Origin of the sequence: Robertmurraya korlensis (assembly GCF_023715225.1) — a bacterium.
Taxonomy (GTDB): domain Bacteria; phylum Bacillota; class Bacilli; order Bacillales; family Cytobacillaceae; genus Robertmurraya_A.
In genome coordinates, this window is the sequence record NZ_JAMBNS010000004.1 from 264,775 (window position 1) to 282,674 (window position 17,900).

Consider the following 17,900-nt stretch of genomic DNA (forward strand, 5'->3'; position numbering starts at 1 on the left):
CTCCCTTTTGTACTACAGGTAAATGTACCTAATATATTAATAGATTATGTTGAATGAAAATACAAGAGCTAACTAAAAATTAATTCTTAATGTATATATACTGGAGGAAAAAATGGATTATCTAAAATTAAACAAAATTACATTAAAAGATTATCCCGGAGTAAATGAAATATGGGTTCAAAATGTAATCGCAAATGATCCTTCTATAATTGGGTTGGGTGATATAGAACTTAAGGACAAAGAGAGAAAACAACCAAGGGCAGGTCGTTTAGATTTGTTGTTTCAAGATGAGAATAATAAAAGATACTGTGTAGAAATACAGCTTGGAAAAACCGATGAGAGTCATATTATAAGAACGATTGAATACTGGGACATTGAGAAAAAGAGGTACCCGCAGTATGAGCATGTCGCAGTAATTATTGCTGAGGATATTACGAGTAGATTTTTAAATGTAATTAGTCTATTTAATCGTAGTATACCGATTATTGCCATTCAAATGAATGCAGTAGAAGTAAATAAACAGATAGGATTACAATTTGTGACGGTCCTTGATGAAACAGCGCTACAAACATATAGTGATGAAGAAGAGATAGCCCAAACAGTCGTTGATCGAACGTATTGGGAGGAAAAAGCTACACCAGCTACTGTTGCTCTTGCCGATAGTTTATTGGAAATTATTCATGAGGAAATTGAAACGAATATTAACTTGAAATTTAATAAGTTCTATATTGGATTAGAAAGAAGAGGTCTTACGAATAATTTCATAACCTTTAAGCCTAGGAAAGATTACATAATTGTTCAACCAAAACTAAGCAAAACTGAAGATTTTGATAACATTCTCGAAGAATTATCTTTGGATGTTCTTGATTACGACACAAAAGGCAAATGCTATAGAATACGAATGAAACGAGAAGATATTAAAAATCACAAAGACAAAATCGGTCAATTATTTATAGAGGCCGAGAAATCATTTAATAATTAAAGAATAGATATTGTTTGGAAAAAATTTATACAAGAAAAGTATTAAGAAGTTGGTGTTCTAATTGATAAAGGAAGTACGAAGTTGGTCTAAGCCTAATATTGTCAATTTAATTGGAAGAAAAAAAGTCGATTGGTCCATATTTGAATACGGTACACATATTCCAATAGAGTTTCATGATGATTTTGCTATTGCTAATGCTAATCATTTCTTAAAGGTTGGCGAAAGAGTTGACATCAAGTTATTAATTGAGGATAAGTCATTCACTATACAATTAGTAAATTTTAGGCGCAAAGACTCCGATAAAGGGTCTCTACAGCTCCGATATGATACAAATCGTCTTCTTAGAGAGTATCTAATCAGCACTTTTAACACTTCTTATAAATATTTAGAAAATAATAGAGAAGAAAAATCGAAAAAACCGGTACATACCCCTAAAGAGATTGAAGAGTCAATCGATTTTTTACAAACGGATGAACCTTATGTTTATCGAGTGATACTAAATACGAGTAAGGTTTTTTCATTTTGGTGGGTTAACCAAGGCCAAACACACAAAGAAGAAAGGGAAAATGAGTTTTTGTGGGCTCCACAAAAATCTAAACAGGGAATACCTCTCCCACATCATGTAGGTTTATTAAAACCAAAAGTTGGAGACATAGTATTCTGTTATTCTTCCATGGAAATCAAATCTGTAGGTATTGTACAATCGGAGGCGGTTGAAGCGCCAAAACCCTCAGTCATTGCCACTCATAACTGGGAAGAAGATGGGTATTTAGTAAAACTTAATTATTTTGACATCAATCCTACTATTAGGAAGGAAGATATTCCTTTAGAGTGGAGACTTGAAGAAGGTGGACCTTTTGATAGAAACGGTAACCTTAAGCAAGGATACTTTTTTGAGTTAACAGAAGTGTTTGCTCGAAAGATATTCAATTTATTTAAGGAAAGGTTTCCAACGGAGGTACGGAATAAGTTGCTAGAGTATAAGCCTACAGAGCAGACAATACAAATTACTGAGAATCCAAAAACGTATTTATCTAACGCAGATCTCGTTAATCATATATATACATATATAAAAGCAAAAGGATTTTATTATAAAAAAGTAGAAGTAATCAATCTATTCCTATCCTTAAAAACAAAGCCTTTTGTCATTCTCTCAGGCATTTCTGGAACTGGAAAAACGAAAATGGTTCAATGGTTTGCGGAAAGTGTAGGAGCTACCGAAGAAAATGGACAATTCGCTTTGATTCCGATTCGTCCGGATTGGAATGATGGCTCAGACCTACTAGGATATGTAGATATTAAAGGAGAGTTTAAAGAAGGACCATTGACGAAAGTAATAAAACGAGCAGAGAATCATCCTGATCTACCTTACTTTGTGCTATTAGATGAAATGAATTTAGCACGTGTTGAGTATTATTTTAGCGATATCCTCAGTGTCATGGAAAGCCGTAAGTGGAAGGATGGAGATATTGTTTCTTCGACTTTACTTTCCGAGGAAATAGCAGGATTCGACTTGAAACTTCCGAATAATCTTTATATCGTTGGTACAGTCAACATGGACGAAACAACCCATCCCTTCAGTAAAAAGGTATTGGACCGAGCTAATACCATTGAGTTTAATCGGATTGATCTTGGTAACCTTTCATTTTTACACGAGCAAGAGCAAGTGGATCCAATTGTAAGTGATCAAGATTCATTTGCTTCGACTTACCTCCATTTAAAGGATCTTTATGTAAAGAATAATCGGATTGTTGAGTTGATAACAACCGAGTTAGAACAAATGAACGCCGCACTCCAGTTAATCAATGCACACGTTGGTTATCGTGTACGTGATGAGATTTGTTTCTACATGGCATATAACGAAGAGGCAAACCTGTTGGAACTCTCCGAGGCGTTTGACCATTGTATATTACAAAAGATTTTACCTCGTATTGCTGGAAGTGATATGAGGGTCGAACAACTTCTCAAAAAGCTTTATGTCCAATTTACTAACAAGCAGTATGAGGAAGAGATAGAGTTATCTGATCACGATTTACAAAGTGCGAAATACCCGAAAAGTGCCGCAAAGGTTGTGGAAATGCTAGGGAGGTTAAAAGATGGCTTCACTTCCTTCTGGATCTCGTGAAGATGTTGAATTAGTTAAGGTGGAAACAGATGACTTAACTTTAGTGTTAAAAGGAAAACCATATCATGAACGGTATGAAGGGTTAAAGCAATATCGGAACATGGATTACCATGATGTGATGGAATTCAATGTCGAAGGAGTAAATATCCAGGAGATTAAAGTCTACGACATCAACGAACAACAGATGGTCAATCCAGTAAATCTACGACCCATCTTTTTCGAAAATGGAGTGTATCAGCTAGTCGTTTGGTCGAAAACAGGGCAGGAATTAACCTTCTATCATGAGCATCCTTTATTACGGCAAGCTGTTTCAGCAATGGAATTTGGAACTCAGTCCGTGCTTATGGGTAATCTGCAATTCCAGAATGAAGTGGGTTTTACAACCTTTGATATTCTTCAGGAAAACAAAAAGCTATTAGAAGTTACACTAGAAATTTTTCCATCAAAGCTTGATTACAAAAATGACTACAAGAAACTTCTAGAGGAAGTAAATGACGAGATTTATAATCTGGCCTATCATTTTATTCGAAAAACGTATTTAGGAGCGTCAGTTAAACTGGAGGGAAAACCAACAAGAGCGGAGTTTTACCGATTAATTTCTGAGCATTTCCGTCAGTTTACACAAGCCATTGCACGCATTGAACATCAGCCACATCATACACTTCAAAAAACGTATGAAAAGGCTAGAGGGGATCAACTCAAGAAAATTGATAGTACAAGTAGGGCATACCTGCGAAAGAGATCCAACTTGTTTGTTGAAGTTGAAAAAGGAATCACTATTAATAGTAAAAACTTGATGCCTTATGAGGGGTTAAAAAGTAAGAAAGAGTTAACTTACGACACACTGGAAAATCGGTATGTTAAATGGATGATGGAGAGATTGATACATAAGCTAACTGATCTATTAGAGACCGTTCAAAAGATGAACAAATTTATGGTAGAACCCGATCCAGATTTAAAAGAGAAAATAAAAAAAATGATTATACAACTTCAAAATAAAATGAAGAATCATTTCTGGTCAAGAATCGGAAAGCTGGACCGGTCCGTAATGAGTCTCGTATTACAAATGGCTCCAGGCTATCGAGACGCTTTTCAAATTTTCTTAACGGTGTCAAAGGGACTTGCCCTACAAGGCAAGCTGTACCAGATGTCAGTAAAAGATGTAGCTACCCTTTATGAGTATTGGACCTTCCTAAAGCTTGGACAGATATTGGGACGAAAATATACTCTCGTGAGTCAGGACATTATCCAGGTGAACAGAGAAGGGTTATTTGTGAATCTGGAAGCAAATCGAATGGCCAAGCGTGTATTTAAGCATCCCCTTACTAATGAAGAGATCGTGTTAACCTATCAAAAGTATGAGGGGAAACTACCTACCATTCCACAAAAGCCTGACACGATGTTGAGTATTGAGAAAAAGGGAAAAGACTATACATTTAATTATATTTTTGATGCCAAGTACCGTATCGACTATGCACAAGAGGGTAGCTACTATAAATACCGATACAAAACCCCTGGTCCTATGGAAGATGATATTAACACGATGCATCGTTATCGAGATTCGATAGTTGCTGAAAATTACGGACCATTTGAAAGAACAGCTTTTGGAGCGTATGTTCTGTTCCCATGGTTTGATGAACATACCTTTCAAAATCATCACTTTTATCAAAGTATAAATAAGGTTAACATCGGTGGGCTTCCTTTTCTGCCAAACGCAACAGAATTAGTTGAGAAATTTGTGGAATGGTTAATCAATAAAAGTCCTGAGGAAATTCAAAAGGAAGGAATTTTGCCAAGAGGTACATTAGAGGAATGGAAATCCAGTCTAGACGAAATGGTATTAGTTGGACTTGTCTCAAATGGTGAGGAGTATCTCCGGTTTATTAAAGAAGGATACTATTCTATCCCGGTTAGCAAATTGAAAAAGGGTTGGCAGGAAGTGAAGTATGTTGCTTTATATGTTAAGAGTGGAATAGAGCAGCAGGAGAATGGGATCAAATATTATGGGGAAATAGAGGAAGTTACGACAGCTAAAATAAAAGACACAGACTACATAAAGTTTTATATATCAAATTGGATTACGTTAAAAAGCATAATAAAACCAGTTGGATATGGAATATCGAGTTATATCTTAACTACTTTAAATAGCTTAAAGGAATCTACTGAGCTTCCGGAATTATTTATGAAGTCTAGTGAGGAAATGATTATTTGGAGAATGTTGAGGAGGATGTCCGACAAAATAGTTCTGAATTTAGATAATGTTAATGTGGATTATGCAAAGCAGGTAACTGACTTTAAAATAAATAATATAAAGGTAAGTTCTAATAGGATAGAACAGAGTATTAAATTTACCAGCAAACATAAAGCGTTTGAAGTTGCTAAGTATGAATTAATAAAGAATCCTAGTAGGGTTTTTAAATTGCTGAACACCTTATTTTAAAGCCTACTCTGTTAACGTTTTATCGATTTTACGACTCAAAATCGTTTTCCTCTGGAGTGTCAGTTCGACCCAGACCACCGGTATCTAAGTCAATTTTAATAGGACAGAGTTACAAATCTCTAAATTGATTAGTAACTCTGTTTTTTATAAAAAATAATATATGTTGATATGATAAGTCCTTCATATAATAAATATAATAATAGTAAAAGGAAGGATTTATTTCATTTTAATAATCTAAGCAGTTGTTACTAATAACGTTAATTAGTTCATAGTACAGCGAATGATTTCGATTACCCAGTGATTTGTTTGCCACAGCTCAATCGATCGGTTGCAAAAAGAGGTGAAATCAATGTGTGGAGCAGGGGGGATTTTACAAGAGAACTAGGGTTTAGTGGGTGTATACCTTAACTGCATTGTTACATAAAGAACAATAATGATTGACTGCACACCGATTAGCAATCGCTTAAAAATAATTATCTAGTTACTAATCTGTGTGCGGTTTTGTTTGCTATCCCTGACACTAAAAAACCGACAGATAGATGTCGGTAAAATACATAATTAACTACACCCTTTGATTAATAGTTCAGCTTCAATAGACACAAGTACCAGATATAAATTTATTCCTTAATTTTAAGAACAATCTTCCCCTTTGTACGACCATTTTCAATGTGCTGGTGAGCCTCTACAATCTGTTCCAAAGGAAAGCATTTCTCAATAACGGGTCTTAATTTTTCTTCCTCCACAAGACTGCATAAAAAATCTAGATCGCTATTATTTGGTTTCGCAAAATGAATTTTTGCTTTCTTCCCACCGATGAATGAACTTATCATTAATTGAACCGGGTGATATTTAGGGTAAAATAGGTGTTCAGTAATATAAACACCATTTTCGGTTAAAGAGCGTATACAACTGAAAAATGTCCGCTTCCCAACTGCATCCAGAATCACATCGTACTTCTTTCCATTATCTGCGAAATTTTCCTTGGTATAATCAAGAACGTAATGCGCCCCAAGTTCCTTAACCCAATCGAGATTGGAGGTACTACAAACAGCCGTCACCTCAGCCCCAAAGGATTGTGCAAGTTGAACAGCAAAGTGCCCAACACCACCTGATGCACCATATATTAAGACTTTTTGTCCTTTTTTAACCTGTGCTACATCACGTAATGCTTGTAGCGCAGTTTGACCAGCACATGGTATAGCTGCTGCTTCTTCAAAAGTTATGTTTTTAGGCTTATGACTTAGGAATATCTCACGCGAAGAGACATATTCAGAATGGGACCCGAAACAGCTTCCAAAAACATGGTCACCTATCTTAAATCTATGTACGTTTTTACCGACTGCCTCAACCCTACCCGCAACATCTATACCCAGTATGGAATTTTTAGGTTTTATTAGTCCATTATCTAACCTTGTAGGTAAATAGCCCTTTCGGTACAAATAGTCTAAAGCATTCACCGATGCACTGTGTACACGAATCAGTACTCTATCATCCTCCTTAATGGAAGGCTGTTCGACATCCTTTATCTCTATTACTTCAGGGGGACCATAGGTTGAATATATTGCTGCTCTCATCTGCATTACCTCTCCTTAAGTATTCTTTTATTCCTTTGGTTAGAACTAGTCATCTCACGTTAATCTATGCTTTTTTGTATAAAAATAGGGATATACAATCACAGTTGTAATTTTTCTATATGAAGACATATTATGGTTATTTCTATATATTCATCTAATTCATTTATATGACCTTAAGTAATCATTTTTGATGTGATTTTGAAGGAGAGAAGCCTACTGACTATCACACGAGTCACCTTAAACCTTTATAAACTCTTTTGAATTTGAAAAAGAATATAATTGTAAATGCTATTATTGTTATATGGTAAAATATTCATATAAATCATTAAAAGGTAATATGAAAGGTATTTCTTAATGAATACATTAGAAATCATATCCATGCCATTTACTCATACTTCAATAGAATCCTTACAAGGTAAACCTTATTCCGATTACCCAGTGGTATATTTATTAAACAATCACACGATGGTTTACATTGGAGAGTCCGTAGCGGTAAGAAACCGAATGAAGAATCATATGAATAATCTGGAAAGAAAATCATTGAATCAAATGACATTGATTGTTCATGAAAAGTTCAATCGTTCAGCAACCTATAATATTGAAACGAAGCTTATCAATTATTTTTTGGCAGATGAACGCTATAAGCTTCAAAATAAGAGTCAGACAGCTGATAGTGTAAGTCACAATTATTATGATAAGCCGTTTTATAATGAAAAGTTATTTAATGAATTATGGGACCAGTTAAAGGAAAAGGACTATGTTACCCACTCAAGAGAAGTCATAGAAAATAAAGATATTTTTAAATTATCTCCTTTCAAAGAGCTTTCGGCTGAACAAATAGAGTTGAAGGAAAAAATGATTGAGGTTTGTGAAAAACATATCAAGGACGAAGAACCATTTGTTTTCCTTGTTAAAGGTGAAGCAGGTACGGGTAAGAGTGTGGTTTTAAGCGCCGTATTTAATCGGATTCAAGAGTTAGCAAAGGAGAAATCTTCCGCTCTTCATAACAGTAATAACTTTTTATTAGTCAATCATTCGGAAATGTTAAAAACGTATCAAAAAATTGCGGGGAAGGTAAAGGCGCTTAAAAAGAATCATTTTGACAAACCGACTCCTTTTATTAACAAACGAAAAAAAGCTAACGAAAAAGCTGATATTGTATTTGTAGATGAAGCGCATTTATTATTAACCAGACCAGACAGCTTTAATAATTTCAAAGAGAATAACCATCTAGAAGAGATTATGAAACATAGCAAAATTGTCATTTTGGTATTTGATGAGAAACAAGTGTTAAAAATGAAAAGCTATTGGGATAAAAATAAGCTACTCCGTCTTGTAGATAGTCAACATTCGGAAGAATATATATTAAAAAATCAATTTCGCATACGGGCTAGTGATAAAATGATTCGCTGGCTCGACCATTTTATCGGTAAGAAGATCACACCTATTCCTGAAAAAGAAGAGTTTGATTTTCAAATTTTTGATTCAGCAGCTAAGATGTATAAAGAAATACGTGAGAAGAATAAGAAATATGGCTTAGCAAGAATGGTTTCAACATTCGATTATCTTCATAAAAAAGATGGTGAGACTTACTATATAGAAGAAGATCAATTTAAGTTGCCATGGAATACGACTGAGGGAGATACCACCTGGGCTGAAAGGGAAGATACCATCAGGGAAGTTGGCTCTATTTATACGATTCAAGGGTTCGATTTGAATTATGTGGGTGTCATTTTAGGACCATCGGTTTCCTATGATGAGGAAAAGAATGAACTAAAGATTATTACAGGAAATTATAAGGATACGGAGGCTTTCAGGGGGAAAGATGAATTTGATGATCCTGAAAGTATAAAGGAACAAATCATACTAAATTCGATCAATGTTTTATTGAAGAGGGGAATAAAGGGTCTATATCTATTTGCAAGTGATCCTAAATTAAGAGCACATTTATTAACACTTTATCGTAATCGTACGAAGAGTGATGAACAGATGATGGTTGCCGAGGAAAAAGGTGACTACCATTAATATTGTTTTTAGGATTAAATCCATACATATGAGCAAGTAAGAAGGGGCGGTAACCTTGGAGTATTTGGATTCATTTACTAGTGGAGATCGTAACAGATTAGATAAAATAATTAAAGAATTAAAAGAAAAGCATCCTGAAATCGAATGGCAAACCAAATGGTCCGACAGTGAAGATATAAAAGGCAATCCAACCAGTTCAATTTCATTGATGGTTCCATCTTCCCAATATGAAGAAGCAGAACAAATTTTCCAACAATTAAAGGATGAAGGATTTGATTTCGAATCATCCATCTTTGATCCTTTAATGGAGGAAATCGTAGACTTCCGAGATGAAAGAGATTGGGAGCAATTTCATAATCCAAAGGATCTAGCCATATCTCTTTCCTTGGAAGCAAGTGAATTATTAGAAAACTTTCAATGGAAAACAAGTGAACAAGCAAGAGACGACAAAATGGATGATATTACTGATGAACTAGCAGATGTGGTGATCTACGCATTGCTACTATCAAATGAACTGGAAATAAATTTAGAGCAGGCTATTAAAGAAAAGATTCGTAAAAACAGACAGAAGTATCCAGTAAATAAATCTTTTGGATCAAGTAAAAAATATACTGAATTATAAAGGGGAAGAAAGATGACTAACTCAGAAGAATTCCAAGACTCCGGAAAACACTTTTCTGAAGAAAAGTTTTGGGAGAAATTAAAAAAGTTTGCAAAAAAAGCAGGTTCTTCCGTTGTGTATGCAGTATTACTATTATACTTTACGCTTCAAAAACCAGAAGTGCCAGTAAAGGCAAAGACCATCATCATTGGAGCTTTGGGATACTTTATTCTTCCGTTGGACTTAATTCCAGATATAGCGGTAGGAGTAGGGTATACAGATGATTTAGGCGCTCTAGGAGTTGCGTTGTTCCAAGTGGCTATGTATATCGATGATGATATTAAGAATAAAGCAAAAGAGAAATTAAGCGAATGGTTTGGAGATCACGTTGATACATCTGATATTGATGGAAAGATTGGTTAATAAGCATGAAAACTAGGGATTATGCCCTGGTTTTTAAGTGTTGAAATAGTATGCCTTCACCATCCAGCCATATGGAGTGCTGTTCACTGCTGCTTTTAAAAAATAAATGAAGTGGCAGATTTAAAAAAGTCTCTTTTTGTAAAGAGGCTTTTTTGTTTTATTGTTGCATAGCAATAGACCCGACAATCCAGGATGTCTAAAAAACCAGTATCTTTTTTCACGAAGGAAAAGTGGTAGCTTTCTCGAGCCCAGCTGTACTTCGCTCTTCTCTCTACGATACGTTAACATCCAATTGCTGTTGCTCCTGTGCCAAAGCATATTCAAAGAAGCTACTGTTCAGCTCGTTGCAAAGTCCATGATGCCTTTTCGAAGATGCCAATCATGTGTTTGCAAGTCGTGCTTAGGCTCTTCGTGTTTCCTTTATCTCTTATGCCCTGTGCCTGTCACCTCATCGAAAAAAGTGGAACAAGCTTCTAATTATTCTGGGATGCTTGTTATTGAAAAAGTTCTAAATATATATAACCTTTTCTAAAAAAGTTAGAATTTTATTAAAACACCTTAATTATTACAATAAGAGTGTAGAGAGGATTTACAAAAACGATAGAGGGGGCAAAAGGAAATAAAGATAATCATTTTTACTCCAAGGAATGTAAGCGTTATCAAAATTTTTGAAAAATAAAAACAATGGAGGAGAATGATCGATGAATGTATAGTAGCCTAATAGTCCATTAGGGAGATTACTATTTATTAGGAATGCAAGTTCAAAACACGAATATAGTTATGACCGCACAGGGGGAAATAGAGATTTTGCAATAGTGGAACCTGGTGCAACTCGAACTGTTGTTTTACGATGCCATTTGCGGATGGTGTGAAAATTCAAATAATCAGTGAAAGTGAAGAAAAAAGTAGAGAACTTATTCTATTATGTAGATTATGAGGCATATGACAGCAAGGACTTCATGGTACAGGGACCGAAGATTAGTTTGTGGGATAGATAATTTAATTAATAATTAAGGGGGCTTGTTGTGGTGAAGAAAAAAGGGATCTTATCAATGGTTTCATTATTATTAGTATCATCTCTCTTATTATCGGGTTGTTCAGGAGAAAAAACGGGAAGTTCAGAAGCAAACGGGGATAACAAAACGATTACAGTTCTAGTTGAAGGGGGAAGCCCGGCCTTTAAGGTAGCAAAAGAAACCGCAACGGAATTTAAAGAGGAAACAGGTTATACAGTTAAAATTGAATCCGTTCCCTATACCGGAGTCTATGACAAACTTAAGGCTGAGGTAGCTTCACAGGCAGGAGCATTCGATGTTGCAACCATCGATATACTTTGGTTTCCTGCTCTAGCTGGCGGACTTTTACCGTTAGAAGATCTCATGACAGATGACCTTAAAAATGATTTATTCCCAGGATTAGTAGAAGGTGGAAGTTATCAGAATAAGGTTTATGGAATGCCGGTATGGACGAACGCCAAAAATTTAATCTATCGTAAAGATCTTTTCGAAGATGAAAAGAACAAAGCTGATTTCCAAGCGAAGTATGGATATGAGCTACATCCGCCAACAACATGGGATGAATATAGTGATGTTGCCAAGTTTTTTACTAAAGATACCGATAATGATGGAAAAGTGGATATGTACGGAACAACGGTCTTTGGTGCGAACAATGGAGATGCGGTAGCCAGCTGGTTAGATCATGCAGCCCAAGCAGGTGCGAAACCTTTGGTAGTTGGTGATAAAGGCAAAGTTCTTGTCAATACGAAACCGTATGTTGATTCTTTACAATTCTTAGTTGATCTTTTGAAAAAGGATCAATCGGTTCCATCAGGTGCACTTGAAATGGCATCTGCTGAAACATCTGAGCTATTTTGGAATGGAAAATCTGCGATGATGCTTGCATGGGGTCACTTTTATGTCCCTTCAAATGACTCTAAACAATCAAAGGTAGCAGGAAAAGTTGGAAGTGCTCCAATGATTGGCGGCGGAGCAGGAATAGGTGCTGTCCCAGGCCCATGGTATCAGGTTATTCCTAGTTCTTCCAAAAAACAGGAGATCGCCAAGGAGTACCTCAACTTTATTTATGAAAAGAATGAACTATTTATGAAATCATTAGGCGTAGCAGCGAGAAAATCTGTATTTGAAAGTTATAGCACGCAGCAGGGCTATGAACATTTGAAACCGCTTATGACGACATTAAGCGGACCACAAACACAAAATCGACCTGCTATTAAGGAATGGCAAGAAATTGAAAGTGAAGCACTCATTCCAGCCGTACAATATGCACTTTCCGGTGAAAAAACACCTCAAGAGGCACTTGATTGGGCAGCAGATGTAATTAAAGATTTATTACCGCCACAGTAAAATAATATGTTTGTATAGAACCTTTTCATTGAACTATTTTTTCAATGAAAAGGTTCTAAAAAATACCATTTTGATAGAAAGGAGCGGTTTTCTTGAGACTGAGAAATGGGGCATTATCGACGGTCTTTTTCTTTCCTGCTGGGATCTTTATGTTGGTATTTCTGGTCTATCCAATTTTTCTCTTAATTAGAGACAGTTTTTATAAGATTGATATCATTAATCCTTCATTACGAGAATTTGTCGGTTTTGCAAACTATACAAACTCGTTGACTTCCGAACGTTTTTTAAAAGCCCTCTTGAACACAGTGGTATATATAGGAGTAGCGGTTGGTTTCGAATTTATCATAGGGCTTATCCTTGCTTTGCTTCTCAGCAATGCTTTTAAAGGAAGCCAATTTATTCGGACTCTATTGTTAAGCCCGCTTATGCTGGCACCTTTAGTCACAGGGATAATTTGGAAATTTATGCTTAATGATCAATTCGGCATTATTAACTGGGGGCTTTATAAACTTGGAATACTTTCTGATCCGCATCAAATACTCTGGTTATCAGACTCACGTTTTGCACTCTATTCTACGATTATTGCAGACATCTGGTTAACAACACCTTTCATTATGCTCGTTCTATTAGCAGGGATTAAAGGCATTCCTATTAGTTTATATGAATCTGCTGATATGGATGGGGCCAATAAATGGCATAAATTCCGTTACATTACTTTTCCTTCTCTTATCCCAGTCGCAACTGTAGCCTTATTAATTCGTATTATTGATGCTGCAAGAACATTTGATATTGTGTGGGTGCTAACGCAAGGAGGACCAGGTTTTTCTTCCGAGTTGCTAAGTACCTATATGTATAAGACATTGACCCGATATGGAGAAGTGGGGCAGTCAAGTGCCATGGCCGTCATTTTTATCATCATTTTATTAGTCCTAAGTTCTTTCTTCATTACAAAAATGTGGTCACCTAGGAGAAGGCATTCATAAGGAGAGGTGAAATAGATCATGGCCCACATGCCAATAAAAGAAACGATTGTTGAAAAACCAGTTAGTCTTACTAGTTTTCGTTTTAAACATAAAATATGGACGCTGATTGTATTGGTGGTCACCTGTTTATTGGCTTTATTATTCCTAGGTCCGTATCTCTATCTGCTATTAACATCATTGAAACCTTCCGCCGAGGCAGTGACTGCACCACCGACTTTATGGCCCTCGAAATTTTCAATAGAAAATTATAGGAAAATGTTCGATTACTTGCCTATAGGAAAGTATTTTTTAAATAGCTTAATTACGGCCGGTGCCAGCACCATTTTAAGCGTATTCTGTGGTGCGATGGCTGCTTATGGAATTTCTAGGTTTTCTTCCATAACAGGAAGTTACTTTTTGTTATTTACGTTAGTGATTAGAATGGTACCAATGATTAGTATTGCGATTCCGATGTATATGATTGTAAAAAGTATGGGCTTGATTGATACCCATTTTGCCTTAATCTTGGTGTATACCAGCTTAAATGTCCCATTTGCCATTTGGTTAATGATAGGTTTTTTTGACTCGGTTCCAAAGGAATTTGATGAAGCCGCAAGAGTGGATGGATGCAGCTGGATCGGGGCCTTTATCAGAATTATTCTTCCGGTGTCACTTCCTGGACTGGCAACGACTGCTATCTTTACTTTTATGTTAGCTTGGAATGATTTTTTGTTCTCTTTACTCATGACCAGTACAAATGCCAAAACGGCGACAGTAGGAATTTCAGAATTTTTAACTGCTTATAATCTTGATTTAGGGCCAATGACAGCTGCGGCGATCTCATTTAGTCTGCCTGTTATGATATTTTCCTTTTTCGTACAGCGTTATATTGTAAGTGGCATGACTTTAGGAGCAGTAAAAGAATAATGACTTAATCTTGAATCAAGGAAAAAGTAGTTTATGAACAAACACACTAAATTGATAGGAGAATTCATTTATGGCTAGTAAAAATTATTACGACGTAACAGAGTGGCCAGTCGGTAATCCGTATGAGGATATTGGTGAGGTAATTAATAGCATTATAGCAGATATTAAAAGTAGGCAAACGGACACTGATGTGAATAAAGGCGGAAAGCCGGGTGCGGTTATCTATATTCCACCGGGAGATTATCATCTTGGCAGTCAAGTAGTTATAGACATCAGTTATCTTAAAATTATGGGTTCTGGACACGGGTTTACATCTTCGAGTATTCGTTTTAATACTTCTGAGAATGAATGGGCGGATTTGCATGAATTGTGGCCGGGAGGAAGTCGCATACTCGTAGATATTCCTCTAGAAGTAAATGACGAGGAAGATAAAGGAGCTGCATTTTATGTTGAACGAAGTGGAAATCCCCGAATAAGTTCGGTAGAGTTTTCTAATTTTTGTATTGATGGATTGCATTTTATTGAAGATGGTGGAGGAGAAACAAATCCGGAAAACACATACACTAACGGGAAAACGGGTATTTATGTTGCAAGTGCTTGTGACTCATTTCGGATTACAGGCATGGGGTTTGTGTATTTAGAGCATGGAATTACTATTTATCATGCAGATGCACTGACTATACATGATAATTTCATAGCTGAATGTGGTAACTGTATAGAACTACGAGGTTGGGGTCAGGCTTCAAAAATATCCGATAACTTGATAGGAGCCGGTTATAAAGGATATTCAATTTACGCTCAAAATTTTGGTGGACTTTTGATTACAGCGAATAATATTTTTCCACGGGGTGCGAGTAGTATCTATTTTGATGGTGTGACACGTTCTAGTATCACAAATAATAGACTTCATTCATTTTATCCAGGAATGGTGGTATTCAGGGAAAATTGTTCGGAAAACTTGGTTTCTTCAAATCACTTTTTACGTGATCATGAACCTTGGACTCCTTTTCTGGGAATTGACAATGGTTTAAATGATTTGTTTGGTCTCCTCTATATCAGTGGCAATAATAATTCTGTAATTGCTAATCACTTTTCTGAAGTAATTAATACTCAGAACATCAAGCCGGTAGGTGCAACACCAGTAATCATACGTATTGTTTCGGGTAGTGGAAATTATATTTCTAATAATCATGTTGTTGCCACGGAGGTTCATGCCAAGATAAGTGATTCTTGTTTCTCTGCGCAAGTAGAAGCTTTGTTGACTACCGAAGCATCAGGGCCACTTACCGTAACAACAGTATTGGTAGAAAAAGAATCGCTTCAAAATACGATTCTTGATTCGGGAAGTGATTCACAGGTTGTTATGGACAAAACTGTAAATGCATTCAGAGCCACTCCAACGCCAGGAGCATAAATAATATATATTCAACTATGTTTTTGTGGGTTTGATTTAGCTAAGGAATTTGGGATAAAAGTGTTGAAATCAGCCAAAAAAGAAACCGTGATAAGGTATAATGTTGAAAAAGAGGAAATGTACATTGATAGAGGAAACTCAGGTGAAACCACTTTTAATGGATTCTTTCCATCTATCAATCATGAAGCGGTTAAAGCACCAAGGCATCGGATAAAATTTCATGTATTTGTCAATCGTTCCTTGATTGAGGTATTTGCAAATAATGGGGAAATGATCATGGACAAAATTAATAAACTGGAGAAACATAATGGCTAAACTAATGAGACTCATAGAATCTCCAATTAAGCGGAAGATTATCTTATTAGCACTGTTTTCAGCACTAATCCCTTTACTAGTTATTGGTCCTTTAACGTTCATTTATTTTAGTAAAGTTATAGAAAATAAAGTGTCTACCACGATTGATAACTTTTTAACGATTGTCGATTGGAATATTAATGCTTTTGTAAGCAATGTAGAGAATTTATCGAATGACATCTTTCTATCAAATGAAATACAGTCTTATTTAACCTATAAAAAAACAGATGCGAAATTATACAGATTAGAAACGTCATCTTTAGAAAATTTGAATAATATTACAGTGGTAAATAACCCCTATATCAATGCGATTTACGTTGGGAATGAAAATCATGGCTTTTTGAAAGTAAACCGCGGGGAACGGAAGTTGAAATCTGACATCTATCAAGCGGTTATAAAGTCCAATATCTATCCGCGTTTACTCCATAGCCAGTGGCAGGGTGAATGGCTAAATGGCAGTAATTTAGAACTTGTGAAAGATAGTAATCAATCTTTACTTTATGGAAGAAATATTCGAGATCTTGGAACGAAGGAACAAAATGGGATTGTCCTGATCGATCTCGATCGATCTTATTTTGAAAATATGTTTAAAAATAGTAATCCACCAGGCGATATTTTAATATTGGATGATGATAAAATTCTGTTTTCAAGCAGCAATCGTTTCTCTTCCTCTCAGGTAGCCGAAATCATTCAAAGTCGTGAGAAAAGCGGAACAGAAAAAAAAGTGATCAATGGAACACGATATTTCTTTAATGTTCATACAAACAAGAAAACAAATTGGGATGTCGTCAGTATGATCCCCTATGAAAATATTGTTCACGAGGTTAACCAACTTCGATTGGTAACGATTTCACTATTAGTCATTGCATTAATCATCTCCTTAATTTTTGCTTTATTTATAACGAGGAGAATAACAAACCAGTTAAGTTTGCTGCGCATGGTTACGGAAAAAATGGAAAAACGAGAGAAAATAGTGGGTATTGATTTTAATAATGAGGATGAACTTGGAGAGATTGGGAAACAGATTGTTCACCTTTATAATTGGAATAATGATTTAACAAAAAGGTTATTTAAATCACAGATCAAGGAAAAGGAAGCAGAACTATTAGCCCTGCAAAGCCACATTAATCCGCATTTTTTATATAATACGTTGAACACCGTTTATTGGATGGCAGAAAAGGCAAAAGCGAAACAAATAGCTAAAATTGCGATTAACTTGTCAAAAATCTTTAAACTTACCCTAAATGATGGAAATCATATTACCTCTGTAAAGAATGAAATAGAACAAGTTAAAAGTTATCTGGATATTCAAAATATTCGTTTTGACCATAAAATTCACTACTCATTTACGATTGAACCTGAAATCATGGAAGAAAGTATCATTAAATTGCTGTTACAGCCAATTGTAGAAAACGCTGTTTACCATGGGTTGGAACATCAGGAAAGCGGTACTATTTTGATTGAAGGCACAAAGGTCGAGAAAGGTTTACTTTTCATTATTCGTGATACAGGAAAGGGATTTGACATGAATGCAGTAGATATTAACAAAAATGGTTATGCTTTAAAAAATATTAATGAACGATTGAAAATTTATTATGGAAAAGAATATGGATTAAAGATTGAAAGTGATATAGGAAAGGGAACTACTGTTTATCTTAAGGTTGGCCTAAGGAATGACGAAATCATCCATGACAATTTTTAAGGAGTTTT

The 17,900-nt window shown here is 35.6% G+C and carries 13 protein-coding genes; 12 read left to right on the plus strand and 1 reads right to left on the minus strand.

Annotation, left to right across the window (positions count from 1 at the left end):
* The first annotated feature begins 112 nt into the window (after positions 1–112).
* The 3 genes from M3175_RS10000 (at position 113) to M3175_RS10010 (ending at position 5,547) form a co-directional block, all read left to right on the plus strand.
* Entirely contained in the window at positions 113–982 is an 870-nt protein-coding gene (locus M3175_RS10000; protein ID WP_251518497.1) for a hypothetical protein, read from the plus strand.
* Between the two features lie 61 nt (positions 983–1,043).
* Positions 1,044–3,107, plus strand: coding sequence for an McrB family protein (locus M3175_RS10005; RefSeq protein WP_251518498.1), 2,064 nt, complete (start codon positions 1,044–1,046; stop codon positions 3,105–3,107).
* Positions 3,079–5,547, plus strand: a complete 2,469-nt coding sequence (locus M3175_RS10010) for a restriction endonuclease-like protein (protein ID WP_251518500.1) — start codon at positions 3,079–3,081, stop codon at positions 5,545–5,547. The genes M3175_RS10005 and M3175_RS10010 overlap by 29 nt, the downstream gene beginning before the upstream one ends.
* 617 nt (positions 5,548–6,164) lie before the next feature.
* On the opposite strand, the gene M3175_RS10015 is transcribed toward M3175_RS10010, so the two are convergent.
* On the minus strand, positions 6,165–7,121 hold the full coding sequence (locus M3175_RS10015) for an NAD(P)-dependent alcohol dehydrogenase (RefSeq protein WP_251518503.1): 957 nt from the start codon (positions 7,119–7,121) through the stop codon (positions 6,165–6,167).
* A 354-nt stretch (positions 7,122–7,475) separates the two neighbouring features.
* Here M3175_RS10015 and M3175_RS10020 point away from each other — a divergent pair, with 354 nt between their 5' ends.
* The 9 genes from M3175_RS10020 (at position 7,476) to M3175_RS10060 (ending at position 17,892) form a co-directional block, all read left to right on the plus strand.
* Positions 7,476–9,146 (plus strand): DUF2075 domain-containing protein, encoded by a 1,671-nt coding sequence (locus M3175_RS10020; protein WP_251518505.1) that lies wholly within the window; start codon positions 7,476–7,478, stop codon positions 9,144–9,146.
* Between the two features lie 304 nt (positions 9,147–9,450).
* Complete coding sequence (locus tag M3175_RS10025) at positions 9,451–9,768, plus strand: nucleotide pyrophosphohydrolase (protein WP_251518646.1); 318 nt, start codon at positions 9,451–9,453, stop codon at positions 9,766–9,768.
* Positions 9,769–9,780: 12 nt separating this feature from the next.
* Positions 9,781–10,170 (plus strand): YkvA family protein, encoded by a 390-nt coding sequence (locus tag M3175_RS10030; protein WP_251518507.1) that lies wholly within the window; start codon positions 9,781–9,783, stop codon positions 10,168–10,170.
* 1,025 nt (positions 10,171–11,195) lie between these two features.
* Positions 11,196–12,533, plus strand: a complete 1,338-nt coding sequence (locus tag M3175_RS10035) for an ABC transporter substrate-binding protein (protein ID WP_251518509.1) — start codon at positions 11,196–11,198, stop codon at positions 12,531–12,533.
* 92 nt (positions 12,534–12,625) lie between these two features.
* Positions 12,626–13,516 carry a carbohydrate ABC transporter permease gene (locus M3175_RS10040; protein WP_251518512.1) on the plus strand — a complete coding sequence of 297 codons (891 nt, stop codon included), beginning with the start codon at positions 12,626–12,628 and terminating at the stop codon, positions 13,514–13,516.
* An 18-nt stretch (positions 13,517–13,534) separates the two neighbouring features.
* Complete coding sequence (locus M3175_RS10045) at positions 13,535–14,422, plus strand: carbohydrate ABC transporter permease (protein ID WP_251518514.1); 888 nt, start codon at positions 13,535–13,537, stop codon at positions 14,420–14,422.
* A gap of 70 nt (positions 14,423–14,492) precedes the next feature.
* Entirely contained in the window at positions 14,493–15,836 is a 1,344-nt protein-coding gene (locus M3175_RS10050) for a NosD domain-containing protein (protein ID WP_251518516.1), read from the plus strand.
* A 9-nt stretch (positions 15,837–15,845) separates the two neighbouring features.
* The gene (locus M3175_RS10055) at positions 15,846–16,151 is read left to right on the plus strand and encodes a glycoside hydrolase family 32 C-terminal domain-containing protein (RefSeq protein WP_371321681.1); all 306 of its coding nucleotides are present in this window, start codon (positions 15,846–15,848) and stop codon (positions 16,149–16,151) included.
* On the plus strand, positions 16,144–17,892 hold the full coding sequence (locus M3175_RS10060) for a cache domain-containing sensor histidine kinase (protein ID WP_251518520.1): 1,749 nt from the start codon (positions 16,144–16,146) through the stop codon (positions 17,890–17,892). Before M3175_RS10055 ends, M3175_RS10060 begins: the two co-directional genes overlap by 8 nt.
* Positions 17,893–17,900 lie beyond the last annotated feature (8 nt).

Bases quoted from the DNA above. Each gene is read 5' to 3' on its own strand.
- M3175_RS10000 (WP_251518497.1), top strand. From the start codon at position 113: ATGGATTATCTAAAATTAAACAAAATTACATTAAAAGATTATCCCGGA.
- M3175_RS10010 (WP_251518500.1), top strand. From the start codon at position 3,079: ATGGCTTCACTTCCTTCTGGATCTCGTGAAGATGTTGAATTAGTTAAG.
- M3175_RS10015 (WP_251518503.1), bottom strand. From the start codon at position 7,121: ATGAGAGCAGCAATATATTCAACCTATGGTCCCCCTGAAGTAATAGAG.
- M3175_RS10020 (WP_251518505.1), top strand. From the start codon at position 7,476: ATGAATACATTAGAAATCATATCCATGCCATTTACTCATACTTCAATA.
- M3175_RS10025 (WP_251518646.1), top strand. From the start codon at position 9,451: ATGGAGGAAATCGTAGACTTCCGAGATGAAAGAGATTGGGAGCAATTT.
- M3175_RS10030 (WP_251518507.1), top strand. From the start codon at position 9,781: ATGACTAACTCAGAAGAATTCCAAGACTCCGGAAAACACTTTTCTGAA.
- M3175_RS10045 (WP_251518514.1), top strand. From the start codon at position 13,535: ATGGCCCACATGCCAATAAAAGAAACGATTGTTGAAAAACCAGTTAGT.
- M3175_RS10050 (WP_251518516.1), top strand. From the start codon at position 14,493: ATGGCTAGTAAAAATTATTACGACGTAACAGAGTGGCCAGTCGGTAAT.
- M3175_RS10060 (WP_251518520.1), top strand. From the start codon at position 16,144: ATGGCTAAACTAATGAGACTCATAGAATCTCCAATTAAGCGGAAGATT.